At 62.7% G+C, this 18,006-nt stretch carries 19 protein-coding genes; 5 read left to right on the forward strand and 14 right to left on the reverse strand.

Features of this window, described 5'->3' with window-relative positions:
* Positions 1-65 precede the first annotated feature (65 nt).
* Together ctaD and coxB are read right to left on the reverse strand one after the other, a co-directional pair.
* The gene (gene ctaD / locus NKI22_RS18395) at positions 66-1,718 is read right to left on the reverse strand and encodes a cytochrome c oxidase subunit I (RefSeq protein ID WP_023716920.1); all 1,653 of its coding nucleotides are present in this window, start codon (positions 1,716-1,718) and stop codon (positions 66-68) included.
* A 38-nt stretch (positions 1,719-1,756) separates the two neighbouring features.
* Entirely contained in the window at positions 1,757-2,635 is an 879-nt protein-coding gene (gene coxB, locus NKI22_RS18400; RefSeq protein ID WP_023716919.1) for a cytochrome c oxidase subunit II, read from the reverse strand.
* A 371-nt stretch (positions 2,636-3,006) separates the two neighbouring features.
* On the opposite strand from coxB, the gene NKI22_RS18405 reads away from it, so the two are divergent.
* The 3 genes from NKI22_RS18405 to NKI22_RS18415 all read left to right on the forward strand — a co-directional run bounded on the left by NKI22_RS18405 (position 3,007) and on the right by NKI22_RS18415 (position 5,846).
* Positions 3,007-3,531, forward strand: coding sequence for an invasion associated locus B family protein (locus NKI22_RS18405; protein ID WP_023716918.1), 525 nt, complete (start codon positions 3,007-3,009; stop codon positions 3,529-3,531).
* A 128-nt stretch (positions 3,532-3,659) separates the two neighbouring features.
* The gene (gene tldD / locus NKI22_RS18410; RefSeq protein WP_023716917.1) at positions 3,660-5,072 is read left to right on the forward strand and encodes a metalloprotease TldD; all 1,413 of its coding nucleotides are present in this window, start codon (positions 3,660-3,662) and stop codon (positions 5,070-5,072) included.
* Positions 5,073-5,138: 66 nt separating this feature from the next.
* Positions 5,139-5,846 (forward strand): NAD-dependent deacylase, encoded by a 708-nt coding sequence (locus NKI22_RS18415; RefSeq protein WP_023716916.1) that lies wholly within the window; start codon positions 5,139-5,141, stop codon positions 5,844-5,846.
* Positions 5,847-6,095: 249 nt separating this feature from the next.
* Here NKI22_RS18415 and NKI22_RS18420 read toward each other — a convergent pair whose 3' ends face one another.
* From NKI22_RS18420 to NKI22_RS18435, 4 genes are all read right to left on the reverse strand, one after another.
* A complete protein-coding gene (locus tag NKI22_RS18420) occupies positions 6,096-6,629 on the reverse strand; it encodes an RES family NAD+ phosphorylase (RefSeq protein WP_502895932.1) in 534 nt (177 codons plus the stop codon).
* Positions 6,595-6,966 carry an antitoxin Xre/MbcA/ParS toxin-binding domain-containing protein gene (locus NKI22_RS18425; RefSeq protein ID WP_023716914.1) on the reverse strand — a complete coding sequence of 124 codons (372 nt, stop codon included), beginning with the start codon at positions 6,964-6,966 and terminating at the stop codon, positions 6,595-6,597. The genes NKI22_RS18420 and NKI22_RS18425 overlap by 35 nt, the downstream gene beginning before the upstream one ends.
* A 75-nt stretch (positions 6,967-7,041) precedes the next feature.
* A complete protein-coding gene (locus NKI22_RS18430) occupies positions 7,042-8,283 on the reverse strand; it encodes a class I SAM-dependent RNA methyltransferase (protein WP_352547561.1) in 1,242 nt (413 codons plus the stop codon).
* Positions 8,280-9,089, reverse strand: coding sequence for a TlyA family RNA methyltransferase (locus NKI22_RS18435; RefSeq protein WP_352547559.1), 810 nt, complete (start codon positions 9,087-9,089; stop codon positions 8,280-8,282). The genes NKI22_RS18430 and NKI22_RS18435 overlap by 4 nt, the downstream gene beginning before the upstream one ends.
* A gap of 174 nt (positions 9,090-9,263) precedes the next feature.
* Between NKI22_RS18435 and NKI22_RS18440 the strand changes: the two genes are divergently transcribed.
* Complete coding sequence (locus NKI22_RS18440; RefSeq protein WP_352846063.1) at positions 9,264-9,665, forward strand: GFA family protein; 402 nt, start codon at positions 9,264-9,266, stop codon at positions 9,663-9,665.
* Between the two features lie 3 nt (positions 9,666-9,668).
* Here the strand turns inward: NKI22_RS18440 and NKI22_RS18445 are convergent, their stop codons facing one another.
* From NKI22_RS18445 to NKI22_RS18475, 7 genes are all read right to left on the reverse strand, one after another.
* Positions 9,669-9,962, reverse strand: coding sequence for a hypothetical protein (locus tag NKI22_RS18445; RefSeq protein WP_352846060.1), 294 nt, complete (start codon positions 9,960-9,962; stop codon positions 9,669-9,671).
* A gap of 206 nt (positions 9,963-10,168) precedes the next feature.
* Positions 10,169-12,082: a 1-deoxy-D-xylulose-5-phosphate synthase gene (gene dxs, locus NKI22_RS18450; protein WP_023716910.1), complete on the reverse strand. Its 1,914-nt coding sequence runs from the start codon at positions 12,080-12,082 to the stop codon at positions 10,169-10,171.
* An 81-nt stretch (positions 12,083-12,163) separates the two neighbouring features.
* Entirely contained in the window at positions 12,164-13,084 is a 921-nt protein-coding gene (locus NKI22_RS18455; RefSeq protein ID WP_352483716.1) for a pirin family protein, read from the reverse strand.
* Between the two features lie 9 nt (positions 13,085-13,093).
* Positions 13,094-13,360, reverse strand: a complete 267-nt coding sequence (locus NKI22_RS18460; RefSeq protein ID WP_023716908.1) for a DUF2277 domain-containing protein — start codon at positions 13,358-13,360, stop codon at positions 13,094-13,096.
* Positions 13,361-13,467: 107 nt separating this feature from the next.
* A complete protein-coding gene (locus NKI22_RS18465) occupies positions 13,468-13,719 on the reverse strand; it encodes an exodeoxyribonuclease VII small subunit (RefSeq protein ID WP_023716907.1) in 252 nt (83 codons plus the stop codon).
* Between the two features lie 3 nt (positions 13,720-13,722).
* On the reverse strand, positions 13,723-14,649 hold the full coding sequence (locus NKI22_RS18470; RefSeq protein WP_352483717.1) for a histone deacetylase family protein: 927 nt from the start codon (positions 14,647-14,649) through the stop codon (positions 13,723-13,725).
* 131 nt (positions 14,650-14,780) lie between these two features.
* Positions 14,781-15,434: a TetR/AcrR family transcriptional regulator gene (locus tag NKI22_RS18475; protein WP_352483718.1), complete on the reverse strand. Its 654-nt coding sequence runs from the start codon at positions 15,432-15,434 to the stop codon at positions 14,781-14,783.
* 118 nt (positions 15,435-15,552) lie between these two features.
* Here NKI22_RS18475 and NKI22_RS18480 point away from each other — a divergent pair, with 118 nt between their 5' ends.
* Entirely contained in the window at positions 15,553-16,776 is a 1,224-nt protein-coding gene (locus tag NKI22_RS18480; RefSeq protein ID WP_352483719.1) for an MFS transporter, read from the forward strand.
* Between the two features lie 59 nt (positions 16,777-16,835).
* On the opposite strand, the gene ribB is transcribed toward NKI22_RS18480, so the two are convergent.
* On the reverse strand, positions 16,836-17,936 hold the full coding sequence (gene ribB, locus NKI22_RS18485; protein WP_352483720.1) for a 3,4-dihydroxy-2-butanone-4-phosphate synthase: 1,101 nt from the start codon (positions 17,934-17,936) through the stop codon (positions 16,836-16,838).
* Between the last annotated feature and the right edge of the window lie 70 nt (positions 17,937-18,006).

An 18,006-nucleotide genomic window follows, 5' to 3' on the forward strand; every position in this document is an offset into this window, starting at 1 on the left:
GTCCATCATTCCGTTGGCCAAAACCGCCGGACGGCCGGCGGTTCCGTATTAAAGGAGGCAACCGCCTACTTGATCTTCGGCAGCTGTTCCCATTGGTGGAACGGCGGCGGCGAAGGCAGCTGCCATTCCAGCGTGGTCGCACCCTCACCCCAAGGATTGGCGCCGGCGACCCGCTTCTTCTGGAACGCCTCGAAGACGCCGAACAGGAAGATGACGACGCCGACAGCCGAGATGTACGAGCCGTAGGACGACACCATATTCCAGCCGGCGAAGGCATCGGGATAGTCGATATAGCGACGCGGCATTCCGGAGAGACCGAGGAAATGCTGCGGGAAAAAGACCAGGTTGACGCCGACGAAAGTGACCCAGAAGTGGGTGTTGGCGATCACCGGCGAATACATGTAGCCGGTCATCTTCGGGAACCAGTAGTACCAGCCGGCGAAGATGGCGAAGACCGCGCCCAGTGACAGCACGTAGTGGAAGTGCGCAACCACGAAATAGGTGTCGTGCAGCGGGCGGTCGAGGCCGGCATTGGCCAATTGCACGCCGGTGACGCCACCAACTGTGAACAGGAAGATGAAGCCGATCGCCCACAGCATCGGGGTCTTAAGCGAAATCGACCCGCCCCACATAGTGGCGATCCACGAGAAGATCTTCACGCCCGTCGGCACCGCGATGACCATGGTGGCGAAGACGAAATAGCGCTGGGTGTCGAGCGACAGGCCCGTCGTGTACATGTGGTGGGCCCAGACGATGAAGCCCACCGCGCCGATGGCAACCATCGCATAGGCCATGCCGAGATAGCCGAACACCGGCTTCCTCGAAAAGGTCGAGATGATATGGCTGATGATGCCGAAGCCCGGCAGGATCAGGATATAGACTTCTGGATGGCCGAAGAACCAGAACAGGTGCTGGAACAGGATCGGGTCGCCGCCGCCGTCCGGGGCGAAGAAGGTGGTGCCGAAATTGCGGTCGGTCAAAAGCATGGTGATGCCGCCGGCCAGCACCGGCAACGACAGCAGCAGCAGGAAGGCGGTGATCAACACCGACCACGCGAACAGCGGCATCTTGTGCATGGTCATGCCGGGCGCGCGCATGTTGAAGATGGTGGTGATGAAGTTGATGGCGCCAAGAATCGAGGAGGCGCCGGCGATGTGGATTGAAAGGATCGCCAGGTCCATGGCCGGTCCAGGCTGGCCCGATGTCGAGAGCGGCGGATAAAGCGTCCAGCCGCCACCGACGCCATAGGCGCCCGGCGCACTCGGGACGAAGGCCGAGATAATCAGCAGGATGAAAGCCGGCGGCAGCAGCCAGAACGAGACGTTGTTCATGCGCGGGAACGCCATGTCCGGCGCGCCGATCATGATCGGCACCATCCAGTTGGCAAAGCCGCCGATCAGCGCCGGCATCACCATGAAGAAGATCATGATCAGCGCATGCGCGGTGGTGAAGGCATTGTACATGCTCTTGCCGCCGTCGATGGCGGCGTCACCGTTCATGCCGTAGACCATCTGTGCCAGGCCAGTGAATATCTGGATGCCCGGCTCCTGCAATTCCATGCGCATGACGACCGATAAGGCGCCACCGATGCAGCCCGCCATGATCGCGAAGATCAGATAAAGCGTACCGATGTCCTTGTGGTTGGTCGAATACACCCACCGGACCCAGCCATGATACGGCTTGTGGTCGTGGTCGTCGTGAGCTGCAGCGTCTGCCATGGTCGGCTCCGTTCCCTGAATCTTTTCTGGTCGCGGCATCAGTTGCCGGCGGCCGCTACCTTGTTCGTGCCATCGACCTCGGCCATCAGCGCCTTGTTGGCGCCGGGAAGATCGGTCTTGGCTGCCGCCAGCCAGGTCTTGTATTGCGCATCGGAGACGACGCGAATGGCGATCGGCATGAAGGCGTGGTCCTTGCCGCAGAGTTCCGAGCACTGGCCGTAATAGAGGCCTTCCTTGTCGGCCTTGAACCACACCTCGTTGATGCGGCCCGGCACCGCGTCGGTCTTGATGCCGAAGGACGGCATGGCAAAGGCGTGAATGACGTCGGTCGCCGTCACCAGCACGCGGGTCATGGTGTTGACAGGCACCACCATCTCATTGTCGACGGCGAGCAGGCGCGGATAGGCGGCGCGATCTTCCTTGCCGGCAGCAGCCCTGTCGGCATCCTGAAGGATCGCGGAATTGAAGGAAAGCGTGTTGTCGACCTGGTATTCGTAATCCCAGTTCCACTGATTGCCCGTCGCCTTGACGGTCAGCTTGGCTTCTTCCGGCGGCGTGTATTGCGCGGTCAGCAGCTGGAACGAAGGAATGGCGAGACAGAGCAGGATGACGACGGGACCGACAGTCCAGATGACCTCGATCAGCGTGTTGTGGCTGGTGCGCGACGGGGTCGGGTTGACGCTCGCCCGGAATTTCAAAATGCAGTAGGCGATCAGAAAAAGCACCAAGGCGGTGATCACAATGATGAACGCGAACGAATAGTTTCCGAACCACTCGATCTGCCTCATAATATCGGTCGCCGGAGGCTGAAAACTGGTTTCCCAGGGTTGAGGCTGGGCTGCATGAGCGGATGCAGCGGCAAACAACGTGGCGGCGGCACTAGCTACGATTTTGGCGGTTGCCAGGAATTTTCTCATCGCCCTCGTCATCTCCCAGTTCCTCGCGATCGGACCGCAAGAATGCCGAATAATGCCGGGACGGGAATCCCGGACAATTCAAGGCTGGTTCAAACCATACTCTATTTGCCTCCGCAAGAAAGGAGCGGCGGAACCCGTGCGGCATTTTTGCGCGCAAGCGCGGCTGTAGCTTCGTGCGGTGACCGCTCGTCGCGAATCACCGGAGCGGCATCCCGGCAGAATGAGCCGCGCGGCGCGCGAAACCGTCGCAATTAGGGCGAAATTGGCACGGAAAAGCGCATTGTCGCCTATGTCGGGGCAGACCGCGGGGGTCTCGTCCTTTACTTGGGTTTAGTGCGGCTTAAAGTGCCGTGATTCGCAATGGAGCCGTCATGAACGCGTGGCTTTCGAGAACCTTGGCGGAGGTCATCCTTGTTGCCGCCGCAATAGCCTTGTCAGGCGGCGGCCTGGCCAATGCCGCGCAGCCAAGCGGCACGGTGAAGTCGACGCATGGGGCGTGGTCGATCATCTGCGATACGCCGGCCGGTGCTACGTCCGAACAATGCGTGATGATGCAGAACGTCGTCGCCGAGGACCGCCCGGAAATGGGTCTTTCCGTTGTCGTGCTGCGTACAGCCGACAACAAGGCCGAAATCCTTCGTGTGCTGGCGCCGCTCGGCGTGCTGTTGCCCAACGGCCTCGGCCTCAATGTCGACGGCAAGGATATCGGCCGCGCCTATTTCGTGCGCTGTTTCCAGGACGGCTGCTATGCCGAGGTCATCCTGGAAAAGCCGCTGCTCGACACGCTGAAGACCGGTACGTCGGCGACCTTTATCGTCTTCCAGACGCCCGAAGAAGGCATCGGCATTCCCGTCGACCTCAAGGGTTTTGCCGACGGCTTCGCCGCCCTGCCTTGAACGCGGTCTTGTAGCACGATCCAGTGATTGTTGACCGGCCGCGGTCACGGCAAATCTCATTTCAGATTGTCTGTGCAGGCCTTCGCGCCTACATCGTGGAAAACAATCCTCCTGCGAATGGACCTGCCATGAACAGCCTGATCGGCCAATTCGACATTTCCGACGATCGCATCAAGCAGATCGTCGCCGAGACCATCAACGGCGCCGACGACGGCGAACTGTTTCTCGAATACAGCGAAAGCGAAGCGCTGATGTTCGACAATGGCAAGCTGAAGACCGCGAATTTCAACACCGACCAGGGTTTCGGCCTGCGCGCCGTCGCTGGCGAGGCCAGCGGCTACGCCCATTCCAGTGATCTCTCCGAAGCCTCGCTGCGGCGCGCCGCCGATGCCGTTTCGACGGTGAAGAGCGGCTATTCCGGCACGCTTGCCGCAGCGCCCGTCCGCACCAACCGCCATCTCTACGGCGACGGAAACCCGATCCCCTCGCCTTCCTTCGAGACCAAGGCCAAGTTGCTTCAGGAAATCGATGCATGGCTGCGGGCCGAAGATCCGCGCGTCAGGCAGGTGACGGCGTCGCTCGCCGCCTCCTGGCAGCATGTCGAGATCGTGCGCGCCGATGGCCAGATGGTCCGCGACATCCGCCCGCTGGTCAGGATCAACGTATCGGTGGTGGTCGGCGACGGCGACCGCCAGGAGAGCGGCTCCTACGGCATGGGAGGCCGCAAGGATTTTGGCGAATTCCTGGTCGAGGACAGCTGGCGGCACGCGGCCAAGGAGGCACTGCGGCAGGCGCTCGTCAATCTCGAAGCGGTTCCAGCACCTGCCGGCACTTTCGACATCGTGCTGTCGAGCGGCTGGCCGGGCGTCATGTTGCACGAGGCCGTCGGCCACGGGCTGGAAGGCGATTTCAACCGCAAAAAGACGTCGGCCTTTGCCGGCCTGCTTGGCCAGCAGGTGGCGGCGAAAGGCGTCACCGTCGTTGACGACGGCACCATGCCCGAGCGGCGAGGTTCGCTGACCGTCGACGACGAAGGCACGCCTTCGGCCCATAACGTGCTGATCGATGATGGCAAGCTGGTCGGCTACATGCAGGACCGCCAGAATGCACGGCTGATGGGCATGAAGGCCACCGGCAACGGGCGGCGCCAAGGTTACGCGCATGAGCCGATGCCGCGCATGACCAACACCTACATGACGGCAGGCGACATGGAGCCGGAGGAAATCATAGCCTCGGTCAAGAACGGCATCTATGCCGTGTCGTTCGGTGGCGGCCAGGTCGACATCACTTCGGGCAAGTTCGTGTTCGGCTGCACCGAGGCCTACATGATCGAGAACGGCAAGGTGACGCAACCGATCAAGGGCGCCATGCTGATCGGCAATGGGCCGGATGCCATGCATCGGGTTTCGATGGTCGGCAACGACATGAAGCTCGACACCGGCATCGGCATGTGCGGCAAGGCCGGACAGGGCGTGCCGGTCGGCGTCGGCCAGCCGCATCTCAGGATGAACCAGATGACGGTCGGCGGCACCAGGGTTTGATGCGGCTGCCGCCTTCCGGTAACATCGCCTTCCAAATGATGTTTCCGGATGCCGGTGTCTTCGACCATGTCCAAAGCCAAAATCGTCATCCTGACAGGCGCCGGCATTTCGGCGGAATCGGGCGTCGCCACGTTCCGGGATCCCGACGGGGTCTGGGCGAAATACGACCTGCAGGACGTGGCCACGCCGCAAGGTTTTGCGCGCGACCCCGTAAAGGTGCAGGATTTCTACAATATGCGCCGGCGGCAGATGGGCAGCGTCGAGCCGAATGCGGCGCACGCCGCGCTGGCCAAGCTCGAGCAGAAATTCCCAGGCGACGTCCTCGTCGTCACGCAGAATATCGACGACCTGCATGAGCGCGCCGGTTCGCGCAAACTGATCCATATGCATGGAGAACTGGGCCATGCCCTTTGCCTGAGCTGCGGGCAAAGCAGCACCTGGGCCGACGACATCGCTGCCCATTCGGCCTGTCCAGCGTGTGGCGCAAAAGGTCAATTGAGGCCTGACGTGGTCTGGTTCGGCGAAATGCCTTACCGCATGGAGGAGGTCGGCGAGGCGCTGACGCGCTGCGACCTATTCGTGGCCATCGGCACCAGCGGGAGTGTCTACCCGGCAGCAGGTTTCGTGGAGGAGGCACGCGCGGCCGGAGCCGTAACAGCCGAACTCAATCTGAAATGCGCCGGCTGGGCCTCCCGTTTCGACGAGCAGATGGAAGGGCCGGCGACACAAGTGGTGCCCGCCTTCGTCGAGCGCGTCCTTTCAGGCGCAGGCTAGCACCGTCTGGCTATGCAGCCTTGAATTCAGCGCGCGATCAGCATCTTTGTTATGTCGGGAGAGGAAACTGTGATCGCTGCCGGAGAAAAGCTAGAAGTCACCAGTTCGACCGACGATCAAGTCGCACTGCCTGTTCCAGTCTTGCCTCTAACACGGCCAGAGGACGTATTTGGATCCCTGCCCCACATAGGCAGGCCGAAGACGTTGGAAGAGATGGAGGCGGGTGTGCCCGCCGCAGCTCGAACTGCCCTAAAGCCATGATGCCGCTGTTTTCGGCAGGCGATGGTCGGGATCGATGATTTCAAGATCCGGAGCATCGTTTTCGTTCCAGCGCCACAGCGCGACGCATGTGCCGCCAGGCGACATGAAGGACGGGTAGATCACGCCGTGCAGCCCGTCGCCAAGCAAGCGGTCTCTCAGTTGGTGCGTCTCGGGCACAAAGCCTCCATCCACGATGTCACGCCATTCGCACCGGTGAATGTCGGCCGTTACACCGAGCTTCGACAGCGTATCAGCCTCTGTCAGGTCGGCCAGCCGGGCGCCTGACAGTTTCAATTGTGCAATCAGCGCCGGGTGCTGGACAAAACCCTGATTGTACTCGGCCCAAGCCGTGGACAGTTCCCGGGCGGCGTAGATCGCCGGCGTGCCAATCGGATTCCAGCGGCCGCCGAAGCGGGCCGCGCCCTCACCGGAAAGCGGCAGATGGGCCCAGCGCGGCACAAAAGCGCGCCATAGAGTCAGCCTGGGTTCAGGCATAGATGCCGGAGCGGACTGCCTCCAGATAGGCAAGCACCTTGTCAGTCTTGCCTTCGCGAACGAGATCGTAGGCGGTCTTTCCCGCCCAGCCGGGGATCGGCTGATGTTTGAACCAGATCGCGGCACGCTGTTCATCACCGGCCATCTCGCCGGCCATCGCCAGGATGCGGACGATGGGACTCAATGCGGCGTCGACCTTGCGCGCACCGGACTTGGCGGCAAGCGTGTTGCGCGCGAGACCGGTCAGGCCGGCCAGTTCAGTCATATTGACCCCTAGCAGTGCGGCTACCCGCCTCGGCGAGAGAAACGGCGCCCGCTCCTCGCCGAAGCGCGATGCCGAATTTTCAAAGGCTGCGGTGCTCATGGCAATTTCCTAGCCCAGTTTGAACGACGTACACTCAAAGTGTGCTTTTTTGGTGCGCATTTCAAGCCCTAGCTGCTAGCGCCTTCGTCTCGGCTTCTCCAACAGCGCGACGGCCTCGACATGCGGCGACCACAGGAACTGGTCGATCGGGATTACGCTCTTCAAGGCGTAACCGCCATCGAGGAGGATGCGAAGATCCCGCGCCAGCGTCACCGGATTGCAGGACACCGCGGCGACGAGCGGCACGTCGGAGCGCGCGATCTGCTTCGACTGGTCCTCGGCGCCGGCGCGGGGCGGGTCGAAGACTACGCCGTCAAAGGCATTCAACTCCTTGAATGTGAGCGGCCGCCGGAACAGGTCGCGACGTTCGCCGGTCACCCGCTTCAGGCCGCTGGCGAAACGGAAGGCCCGGTCAAGCGCCGAGAGTGCTGCCGCATCGCCTTCCACCGCATGAACCTCCGATCTTGAGGCCAGACGCAGTGCGAAGCTTCCGCAGCCGGCGAAGAGATCGGCGACCTTTTTGGCGCGCGCGAGATGCTGGCCGACAATGTCGGCCATCGCTTCTTCGGCGGCCTCGGTCGCCTGCAGGAAAGCGCCCGGCGGCACTGCGACAGCGACGCCACCAAACAGGACGACCGGTTTCTTTGGTTCGATAATGATCTCGCCGTCGACCGACAGCCTGGCTAGCCTCTCGGCAATGACAAAGTTCGAGGCGACGCGGCGCTGGTTCTCGCCGAGCTTACCGGAATCGTGAACCGCGACATCGAGGCCGGAACCGGTCACCGTCACCGCCATGTGGAACGATTTGGTCGTGGTGCAGATCAGTCCGGCAAGCATCCTCAAACGGTCGAGCGCAGCGACGATCTGCGGCAGCGAGATCGGGCATTCCTCGATGGAGATGATTTCGGACGACAGCGCGCGAACGAAGCCGAACTGCATCCCCGCCTCGCTCCGCCGGGCAGTGAAGACGACGCGGCGGCGCGTGTGCGGCGCGCACGGCACCAGCGGGCCGACATCGCAGGCGATGCCCTTGCTCTTCAGCGCATGCACGACCCTTTCGCGCTTCCATTGGTGATAGGCTTCAGTCTCGAGATGCTGGACGGCGCAGCCGCCGCATTCGCCGAAATGGCGGCACGGCGGATCGACTCGCAGCGGCGAGGCCTCAAGCACCGACATCAAGGTAGCGCGATCTTTCTCCCGCCCGGCGGTGACGACCTCTCCCGGCAGCGTAAACGGAATGAAAACCTCGCCGGTCTCGGTCTCGGCGATGCCGTCGCCCTGCGAGCCCAATTTTGCGATCGTGAAACGCGTGCTCATCGCTTCTCAATCCCGGCCCGCCCGATCTTGGCAGGCTTGGTCGCGACGGCCTTGATGCCGCCGAGCAGGAACTCGCGGTTGCCGTCGCCGCCCTCTATCGGCGACAGATGAAGTCCCAACGAGCGCCAGCCGGGAATGGCATCGAGCCAGTCCTGCATCAGGCCGGCAATGCGCGCCGCATCATAGGGGTCCTTCAGCAGGCCGCCCTTGCCGATCGCCTCGCGGCCGGCCTCGAATTGCGGCTTGACCAGAAACACGGCTTTTGCGCCGTTCCTGGCCAAGGCAAGCGCCGGCGGCAGCGCCAGTTTCAGCGATATGAAGCTGACATCCGAGACGATGAAATCCGGCACACGGCCGCCGAGATCGGCGGCCGACAGTTCGCGCGCATTCAGGCCTTCAATCACCGTCACGCGCGGATCGCCGGCAATGTCGGAGTGGATCTGGCCGTGCCCGACATCGATCGCCGTGACATGCGCCGCGCCGCGTTCGAGAAGTACCTGCGTGAAGCCGCCGGTCGAGGCGCCGACATCGAGCGCTTCGCTACCGGTGGGGTCGAGGCCGAAATGGTCGAGACCAGCCTTCAGCTTCAGTGCGGCGCGCGAGACGTAACCTTGCGCCGGATCGTCAACGACGATGTTGCACTCAGGCAGAACGGCCTGGCCCGGCTTGTGGGCGACGATGCCGTCGACCGTCACGGTGCCGCGCGCCACCGCATCGCGAGCACGCGAGCGGCTGGCAAACAGGCCGCGCTGGACGAGTAATTCGTCGAGCCGCTGGCGAATGCTGGCTGGCGGAAGGGAAGTCATCGGCCTTCATGGCGAATGCCAACGATGATGGCAAGGATATTGGCGATGAGACAAGGCATAGTTGGAAAAGCGGGTGAACTCATCAGCCGCTCCGCTGTTTGTCGAACCTCGCACGACACCCGACGCAATGCTAAGAAGAGATGCCGTTTAGCCGTCGAAACGTGGAGGAGGAACATGCTGACGGGAACCTGCCACTGCGGCGCAGCCCACTGGACCCTGGAGGGCGATCCCGGTTCGATCACTGCCTGCAACTGTACGCTTTGCCGTCGCTACGGCACGCTCTGGGCGTATGACTATGTCGACGAACGCATCCGCCTTGCGGGGCCCGTGAGTGCCTATACGCGCGTTGGAAGGGCTCACCCTTCGCTTGAGATTCTCTTCTGTCCAACGTGCGCTTGCGTCCTGGCCTGGCGCGGATTGCGTGCCGATACCGCCGGTCGCCACCGCATCGCCGTCAATATGAGGCTTGCGCCGCCGGAGGCTGTCGCCGACCTCCCGATCGATCATTTCGACGGTCTCGACACATTCGAGGATTTGCCGACGGATGGTCGCTGTGTGCGGGATATGTGGTTCTAGTTTCTAGAATATGGTCCGCGAAACCCGCCGTTCAACGGCCGGCGTCAGACCGTCGCTGCTGTCGCCGGACACCTGCGGGCGCGGCTGGTCAACGGAAATGGACGCCTTCGGCAAGGTATCTGGCACGACGACGAATTGCGGCGCCTCCTTGTAGGAGAAGCCGCCACGGATTTGGCCGATCTTGCCGGCGACGATGCCCATCACCGCCTCTTCGAGTTTGCGGTCGTAGCGCGTTTCGGCCACGGCCGACGCGGCGAAGATGGCCGTTAGCGCGATGCCGCCCAAAAGCGATCTCATTGGTCTTCTTTCCCCTGCCGGTCACTTTCTAGCAGGGCGGCGTTGAAAAACGGCCAAAGGACACGGTAAGCAAATCGCCAAATGGCAGCGTAAACAGTATCTTACGACTGTTCGCCGGTAATTTGATTCAAGCAGTTGAGATTTTGATTCAGACTGGCATTTGCAGCCAAGCAGAATCTTTTGGCGTTGCAGAAACGCGGAAACAACTAGGCGCGCTGGGCCTGCGCGGTATGCCCCAACGCCACGAACACTGTGCGCACGATGCCGGCGCTGTCCAGCCCGGCATCGGCATACATCTTTTCCGGCTTGGCATGGTCGACGAAAGTGTCGGGCAGCACCAGCGGGCGCACCTTCAGGCCGCTCTCCAGCAGCCCTTCGTGGGCCAGGAACTGCAGCACATGGCTGGCGAAGCCGCCGACCGCGCCCTCTTCCACCGTCACCAGTATCTCGTGCGAACGGGCCAGCCGCCGGATCAGATCCTCGTCGAGCGGCTTGGCAAAACGGGCATCGGCGACCGTGGTCGAAAGCCCCGCCGCGCCAAGCTCCTCGGCCGCGGCCAGGCAATCCTGCAGCCTGGTGCCGAAGGAAAGCAGCGCAACCTTCGTGCCTTCCCTGACGATCCGGCCCTTGCCGATCTCCAATACCGAGCCGCGCTGCGGCATCTCGACGCCAACACCGTTGCCGCGCGGATAGCGGAAGGCGATCGGGCCGTCATCGTAGCTTGCAGCGGTGCGTACCATGTGGCGCAGCTCGGCCTCATCGGCCGCCGCCATGACGACGAAACCGGGCAGCGTCGCCAGGAAGGTGGTGTCGAAAGCGCCGCAATGGGTGGCACCATCGGCGCCGACGAAGCCGGCGCGGTCGATCGGAAAGCGCACCGGCAATTTCTGGATCGCCACGTCGTGGACGACCTGGTCGTAGGCGCGCTGCAGGAAGGTCGAGTAGATCGCCGCGAAAGGCTTGAAGCCTTCCGTGGCAAGGCCGGCGGCGAAGGTCACCGCATGCTGCTCGGCAATGCCGACATCGAAGGTCCTCGCCGGAAACGCTTCGCCGAAGAGGTCAAGCCCGGTGCCGTTCGGCATGGCGGCGGTGATGGCGACGATGCGGTCGTCCTCTCGGGCCTCCTGGATCAGACTGTCGGCAAACACCTTGGTGTAGCTCGGCGCGTTGGCGGGCGCCTTGGCCTGGGCGCCGGTAATGACGTCGAATTTGTTGACGCCGTGATATTTGTCGGCGGCCGCCTCGGCCGGGGCGTAGCCCTTGCCCTTCTGGGTCACGACGTGGATCAGCACCGGGCCGTCGGCATTGTCGCGGACGTTCTTCAGCACCGGGATCAGGTGCTCGAGGTTGTGGCCGTCGATTGGGCCGATGTGGTAGAAACCCATTTCCTCGAACAGCGTGCCGCCGGTGACGTAGCCGCGCGCGTGCTCGACCGCCCGCTTGATGGCGCGATCGGCGCGCTCGCCGAGATAGGACGTCAGCTTCTTGCCGAAATCGCGCAACCCCAGATAGGTCTTGCCAGACGCCAGACGGGCCAGATAGGCGCTCATTGCGCCGGTCGGTGGAGCGATCGACATATCGTTGTCGTTCAAGATGACGATTAGCCGGGCATCGAGTGCGCCGGCATTGTTCATCGCCTCATAAGCCATGCCGGCCGACATGGCGCCGTCGCCGATGACGGCAATGACATTGTTGCGGCCATCGGACAGATCGCGCGCCATCGCCATGCCGAGGCCGGCTGAAATCGAGGTCGAGGAGTGGGCTGCGCCGAACGGATCGTATTCGCTCTCGACGCGACGGGTGAAACCGGACAGCCCCCCCTCCTGCCGCAGCGTGCGGATGCGGTCGCGGCGGCCGGTCAGGATCTTGTGCGGATAGGCCTGGTGGCCGACGTCCCAGATCAGCCGATCGTCCGGCGTGTTGAAGACGTAGTGCAGCGCGACGGTCAACTCGACCACGCCAAGGCCGGCGCCGAGATGCCCGCCGGTGTGGGAGACGACGTCGATCAGTTCGGCGCGAAGCTCGGAAGCCAGCTGCGGCAGGTCGCCTTCGGCAAGCGTGCGCAAATCGGCCGGGACGCGGACCTTGTCGAGAAGCGGCGTATCGGGCTTTGCGTTCACTGTTTGCGAGCCTGGTCAGATTTTCTGTTCATCGTGAAATATGCCGCTGGCCGGCGAATGTAAATGTGGCGGTAACGCGCATCAGCTTTCGGGCAGCGGGATGAACTCTTGCTCGTCTCCGGGAACGATATCGAAGCGGCCCGTCTTCCATTCTTCTTTCGCCTGTTCGATGCGTTCCTTTGAGGACGATACGAAATTCCACCAGATATAACGTTTCGAACCGAGCGAAGCGCCGCCAAACAGCATGAAATGGGCGCCGCTCTCCGATAAAACAACGATCTCATCGCCGGGCCGGAAAACCAGCAGCCGCTCGGCCGGGAAGCGGTCACCGGATATCGAAACCTCGCCTTCCAGCGTATAGATGGCGCGCTCCTCGGCATCGGCCGGGATCTTCACGCTGGCACCCGGCGCCAGCCTGAGATCGGCGTACAGTGTGTCCGAAGCGGTCGCAACCGGGGAGCGCATTCCGGAAAACGCACCGATGACGATATGGCCGCTGACCCCCTCGGCATCGATTTCGGGCAGGCGCAGCGCCGCGGTGTTTTCGAAGATCGGCGCGACCTCCTCCTTGCCGTCCGGCAGCGCCAACCATGTCTGCAGGCCGGAAACCGACATCGGCGCGCCGCGCAGTTCTTCTGGCGTGCGCTCCGAATGGACGATGCCGCGGCCGGCGGTCATCAGATTCACGTCGCCGGGCTGGATCACCATCTCGGTGCCGAGCGAATCACGGTGCCTGATCTTGCCGTCGAACAGGTAAGTCACCGTCGACAGTCCGATATGCGGATGTGGACGGACGTCGAGCGCCTGGCCGGCCCGAAGAACTGCCGGACCCATACGATCGAAGAAGATGAAAGGTCCGACCAGCCGGCGCCTGGCCGTCGGCAAGGCGCGGCGAACCTGAAATCCGCCAATATCCTTGGCGTTCGGAATGACCATCAGCTCGATCTGATCGCTGGCGAAGGCATCGCCCATCTGCGGATCGTTTCCGGGAAAGAAGCTCACGCGGTCCCCTCAGGCGAAGCGAAGTGCAGATTTGGCCTTCGCCTTGGCCGCCACCTCTTCGCGATTGCGCGGATGCTGCGTCGTCTCGAGGCTGTCGAGCAATTCGCGCGCCGAGGCGGCAATGGCCTCGACGGCATGGTCGAACGCATGCTGGTTCTGTTTTGACGGTCGCGTCGTTCCGCTCAGCTTGCGGACAAACTGAAGTGCGGCATCGCGGACCTCGTCATTGGTTGCCGGCGGATCGAAATTGAACAGGGTTTTGATGTTTCTGCACATCGTTCGCAATCTCCTCTCGTCCTGGAGCCGTTTCAAACGGGATGAGTTTTATCCTCAATCATGGTGATGTCCAAAGCCGGCAAGCACAATCGTCGTTCGAGGCCGCCTCAATCCGCGTCCAACGGCTCTGTCCCCACCGGCTTGCCGTCACGCGACAGCCTGATTTTCTCGACCTTGTCCTCGGCCGCCTTCAACAGCCGGTCGCAATGGGCCTTCAGCGCCTCGCCGCGCTCGTAGATGCGGATCGACTGGTCGAGCGGCACGTCGCCGCGCTCCAGATCGTCGACGATCCTCTCTAGCGCGTCGAGCGCCTGCTCGAAGCTCATCGCCTTGACGTCCTCGTTGATCTCACCAGCCATCGTCTATCCCTTCATCAGCCGCCCGACATGGGCGGCGACTGAAAATGCCAATCCCTGCAGATCGTAGCCGCCCTCGAGCAGGCTGACGACCCGATTGCCGCTAAGGCGCCCGGCGCGTTCGAGCAACTGACCGGTCGCCCAGTCGAAATCATCCTCGGTCAGGTTGATCTCGGCCAGCGGATCGCGGTGGTGGGCGTCGAAACCGGCGGAGATGATGATAAGATCGGGCACAAAATTGTCGAGCGCCGGCAGGATGCGCGACAGAAAGGCGTCGCGGAAAACATCGCTGCCGCTCTGCGGCGCCAGCGGCGCGTTGACGATGTTGCCGGCGCCGGTTTCGCTCACGGCCCCGGTGCCGGGGTAAAGCGGCATCTGGTGCGTCGAGCAATAGAGCACGGACGGATCGTCCCAGAAGATGTCCTGCGTGCCGTTGCCATGATGCACATCCCAGTCGACGACGGCAACGCGGTCGGCGCCATGGTTCTTCTGCGCGTAGCGTGCCGCGATCGCCGCGGTGTTGAACAGGCAAAAACCCATGGAGGTGGTCTTTTCGGCATGATGGCCAGGCGGCCGTGCGGCGACGAAGACATTGTCGGCACGGCCGGTGAAGACGTCGTCAACAGCAGCGTTGGCAGCCCCGATCGCAGTCACGGCCGCCTGCCAGCTCTTTGGGCTGGCGGTGGTATCGGCGTCGATACGGGCGATGCCGGTGTCCGGTATCGCTGTGCGGACACGTTCGACGAATTCGGGCGGATGCGCGTAAAGGATGGTTGCCTCGTCGCCTTCCGGCGCCTGGACGCGATCGAGCGCCGCGAAGGCCTCGTCGTCAAGCACACGCTCTATGGCGCGCAAACGGTCCGGCCGCTCCGGGTGACCGGGCGGGGTTATGTGCTCGAGGAAAATCGGATGGGTGTAAAGTCTCGTGACCATGCCCCGATATAGGCGCGCCTCGACGCTTTGGCCATGTTTTAGCGTCTCGCTGGTGTGATGTTCAACAGGGTTTAAGCGGGCGGGGCCGGCTGGTTCCAGCGCGAGCCGCCAGATTGCTGGAAAGAACAACCTCAGGCCGGTGACTGGTCAATCTCGGGGTGCATCGACGATAGTCGATCAGGCTGGTGCAGCCTGCCGGTGAGATTGAGCAGCCCTTCCAGAAGAACCTTGAACGCCTTCACTGCCTTCTTCGACGTCGCTTCGGGATCGTTCGAATTTGCGATCCACTGCGCCGCATGCAACGAGGCGCCGCTGACCAGCCTTGCCGCGGCTTCGGGATCGATGGCAAGAATGGTCCCCTCGTCGCTCAGTCTTTGCAGGCTCTCCGTCATCGAGCGGATGCATGTGCTCTGGCTTGGCCATTGCGATGGATCGCCGAGCACCGCCGGGCCGTCGCGAAGCACAATACGCTGGATCTCCGGCTCCAGCGCCATCTCAATATAGGCGGTGCATTCGTCGACGAAGCCCTGCCAGAGATTGTCCGGCTTGGCCGAAACGACCTTCAGCCGGGCCGACATTTCGGCGTCGATCTCGGCGATGACCGCCTGGAGAAGGCCCTTCTTGTCGCCGAAGTGATGATAGAGCGCACCGCGCGTCAGCCCGGCCGATGCCGTGAAATCATCCATCGAGGCTTCGGCATAGCCGAGCGTCCCGAAGGCCTGGCGTGCCGCGGCAATCAGCTTGGCGCGGGTCTCGGCAATCATCTCCTTGCGTGGTCTGTGCATGCTCTGGCCCTATTAACATACGCTTCGTATGCCAATTGACATACGCGGCGTATGATCTATTTAAACTCATACGTTACGTATGTAATCGTCGAACCGTCCGTTGTCGAGGAGCCAGACCATGCAAAATCCCTATACCCAGATCTTTCGCGCGCCTGGCGCCATAGGCTTCGCCGCAGCCGGGTTCGTTGCCCGGCTGCCGATGGCCATGGCTCCGATCGGGATCGTTGCGATGCTGTCACAGACTGATGGCGAATACTGGCTGGCCGGCGCTGTCTCCGCGACATATGCGCTTGCCAACGCTTTCGTCGCGCCACAGGTATCGCGACTGGTGGATCGCCTCGGCCAGACGCGGATTGTGGTGCCGACCACCGTGATTTCCACGCTCGCTTTCGCGATCCTGATTGCGGCGGCCAATCAGCATTGGCCGATATGGACGCTGTTCGTGTCATCGCTGCTGGCTGCTGTCATGCCCAGCATCCCGGCAATGGTGCGCGCGCGCTGGACTGAGATCTTCCGCAACCGTCCCGAGCTGAACACCGCGTTCGCCTTTGAATCGGCGGCGGACGAACTGGTCTACATCGCCGGGGCATCGCTGTCGGTGGGGCTGAGCGTCGCGCTTTTCCCGGAAGCGGGAGTGCTCGCGAGCACATTGTTCCTCGCCCTCGGTTCGACGGCTTTCATCCTGCAGCGTTCGACCGAACCGCGAGCCAGACCGGTGGAACATGGTTCGGGCGGTTCGGCAATCCGCCTGCGGCCTGTCCAGATCCTCACCTTGGCGCTGATCTTCATTGGCGCGACCTTTGCAACCACGGAGGTGAGCACAGTGGCGATCACCAAGGAGCTTGGCCAGCCGGGCGCCGCCAGCTTCGTTATCGGCGTCTACGCGCTCGGATCGTTCGTCGTCGGCATCATTATCGGCGCCCTGAACCTGAAAGTGCCGCTGCAAATTCAACTTGCCATCGCAATCGCCATCATTGCGCTTACCACGCTGCCGCTGCTCGTCGCCGACACCGTGCCGCTGCTGGCACTGGCCGTCTTCGTCAGCGGCGTGGCGATCTCGCCGACCTTCATCACGGCATTCGGTCTGATCGAGCGGCGCGTGCCCGAGGCGGTGCTGACCGAAGGCGTGACCTGGGTGATGACCGGCATTGGCATCGGCATGGCGCTCGGCTCATTCGCCGCCGGCTGGGTGGTGGACGCTTTCGGCGCGCAGAACGGGTTCTGGGTATCGGTGGCGTCGGGCACAATCGCATTGGTCATCGTGCTTGCCGGCCAGCGCAGCCTTGCCGCGCCGGATTGCGACATTGCAGCCTGCGACGCTGCTGCGGTCGCTGCGGAATAGCTTCCGGTGCGTCCGGCCCGAGGCGGGGGCCGGACGCATACCAGCATCGTGAGAACGGTCTAAAGAATCTCGGTCTTGGCGATGTGGATGCCAAAACCTTCGAGGCCGACATAATGGCGCTCGCGCGAGGCGATCAGATTGATCGAGGAAATGCCGAGATCCTTGAGGATTTGCGCGCCGAGGCCGATCTCGCGCCATTCGTTCTCGCGCCGGCGCGCCTCTTCATGGTCCTCGCGGTCGCCGGCAGCCGGCCGCTTGCGCTCCTGATGGGCGACGCCGACCGAGCCTTCGCGCAGATAGACGATGACGCCGCGCTTGCGCTCACCCATCGCCTTCATGATGGCGTCCAGCCTGTGGCTGGTGCCGAAGACGTCACTCACCACGTCCTCGGAATGAAGGCGCACCGGCACCTCGACGCCGTCGCGGATATCGCCGAAGACGACCGCCACGTGATGCATGGAATCCCAGGGCAGCGTATAGGTAAAGACCTGCGCCTTGCCGCCGGGCGTCTCGATGTCGGAACAGGCGACGCGTTCGACCAGCGTTTCCTTGCGTTGCCGGTAGGCGATGAGGTCGGCAACCGAGATCTGCTTCAACCCGTGCTTTTCGGCGAAGGCCTGCACCTGCGGGCCGCGCATCACGGTGCCGTCATCGTTGACCAGCTCGGAAATGACGCCGACCGGCGGCAGGCCGGCGAGCTTGCAAAGGTCGACAGCGGCTTCGGTATGGCCCGAACGCATCAGTACGCCGCCCTCGCGCGCGATCAGCGGAAAGATGTGGCCGGGGCGCACGAAATCGGACGCGCCGACATTGTCATTGGCGAGATTGCGCACCGTCAGCGTGCGGTCGTCCGCCGAAATGCCAGTCGTGGTGCCGTGCTTGAAGTCGACGCTGACGGTAAAGGCAGTGGTGTGGGCAGAATCATTGTCGGCCACCATCGGCGACAGGTTGAGCCGCTTGGCTTCCTCGCGCGGCATCGGCGTGCAGACGATGCCTGACGTGTTGCGGACGATGAACGCCATCTTTTCCGGCGTGCAATGGACGGCGGCGACGATCAGGTCGCCCTCGTTCTCGCGCCCGTCATCGTCCATGACGACGACGATCTCGCCGCGCTCGAAGGCGCGCAGGGCTTCAACGATCTTCTTCTGGTCGTAAGGCATAAGCGCTCGTTTCACTCGCAGGGGAGTAGGGGAATAGGGCAGTACGGCAGTAGGGAAAAGGAAAAAATTG

Source organism: Mesorhizobium sp. M0778 (assembly GCF_040320105.1).
Classification (GTDB): domain Bacteria; phylum Pseudomonadota; class Alphaproteobacteria; order Rhizobiales; family Rhizobiaceae; genus Mesorhizobium.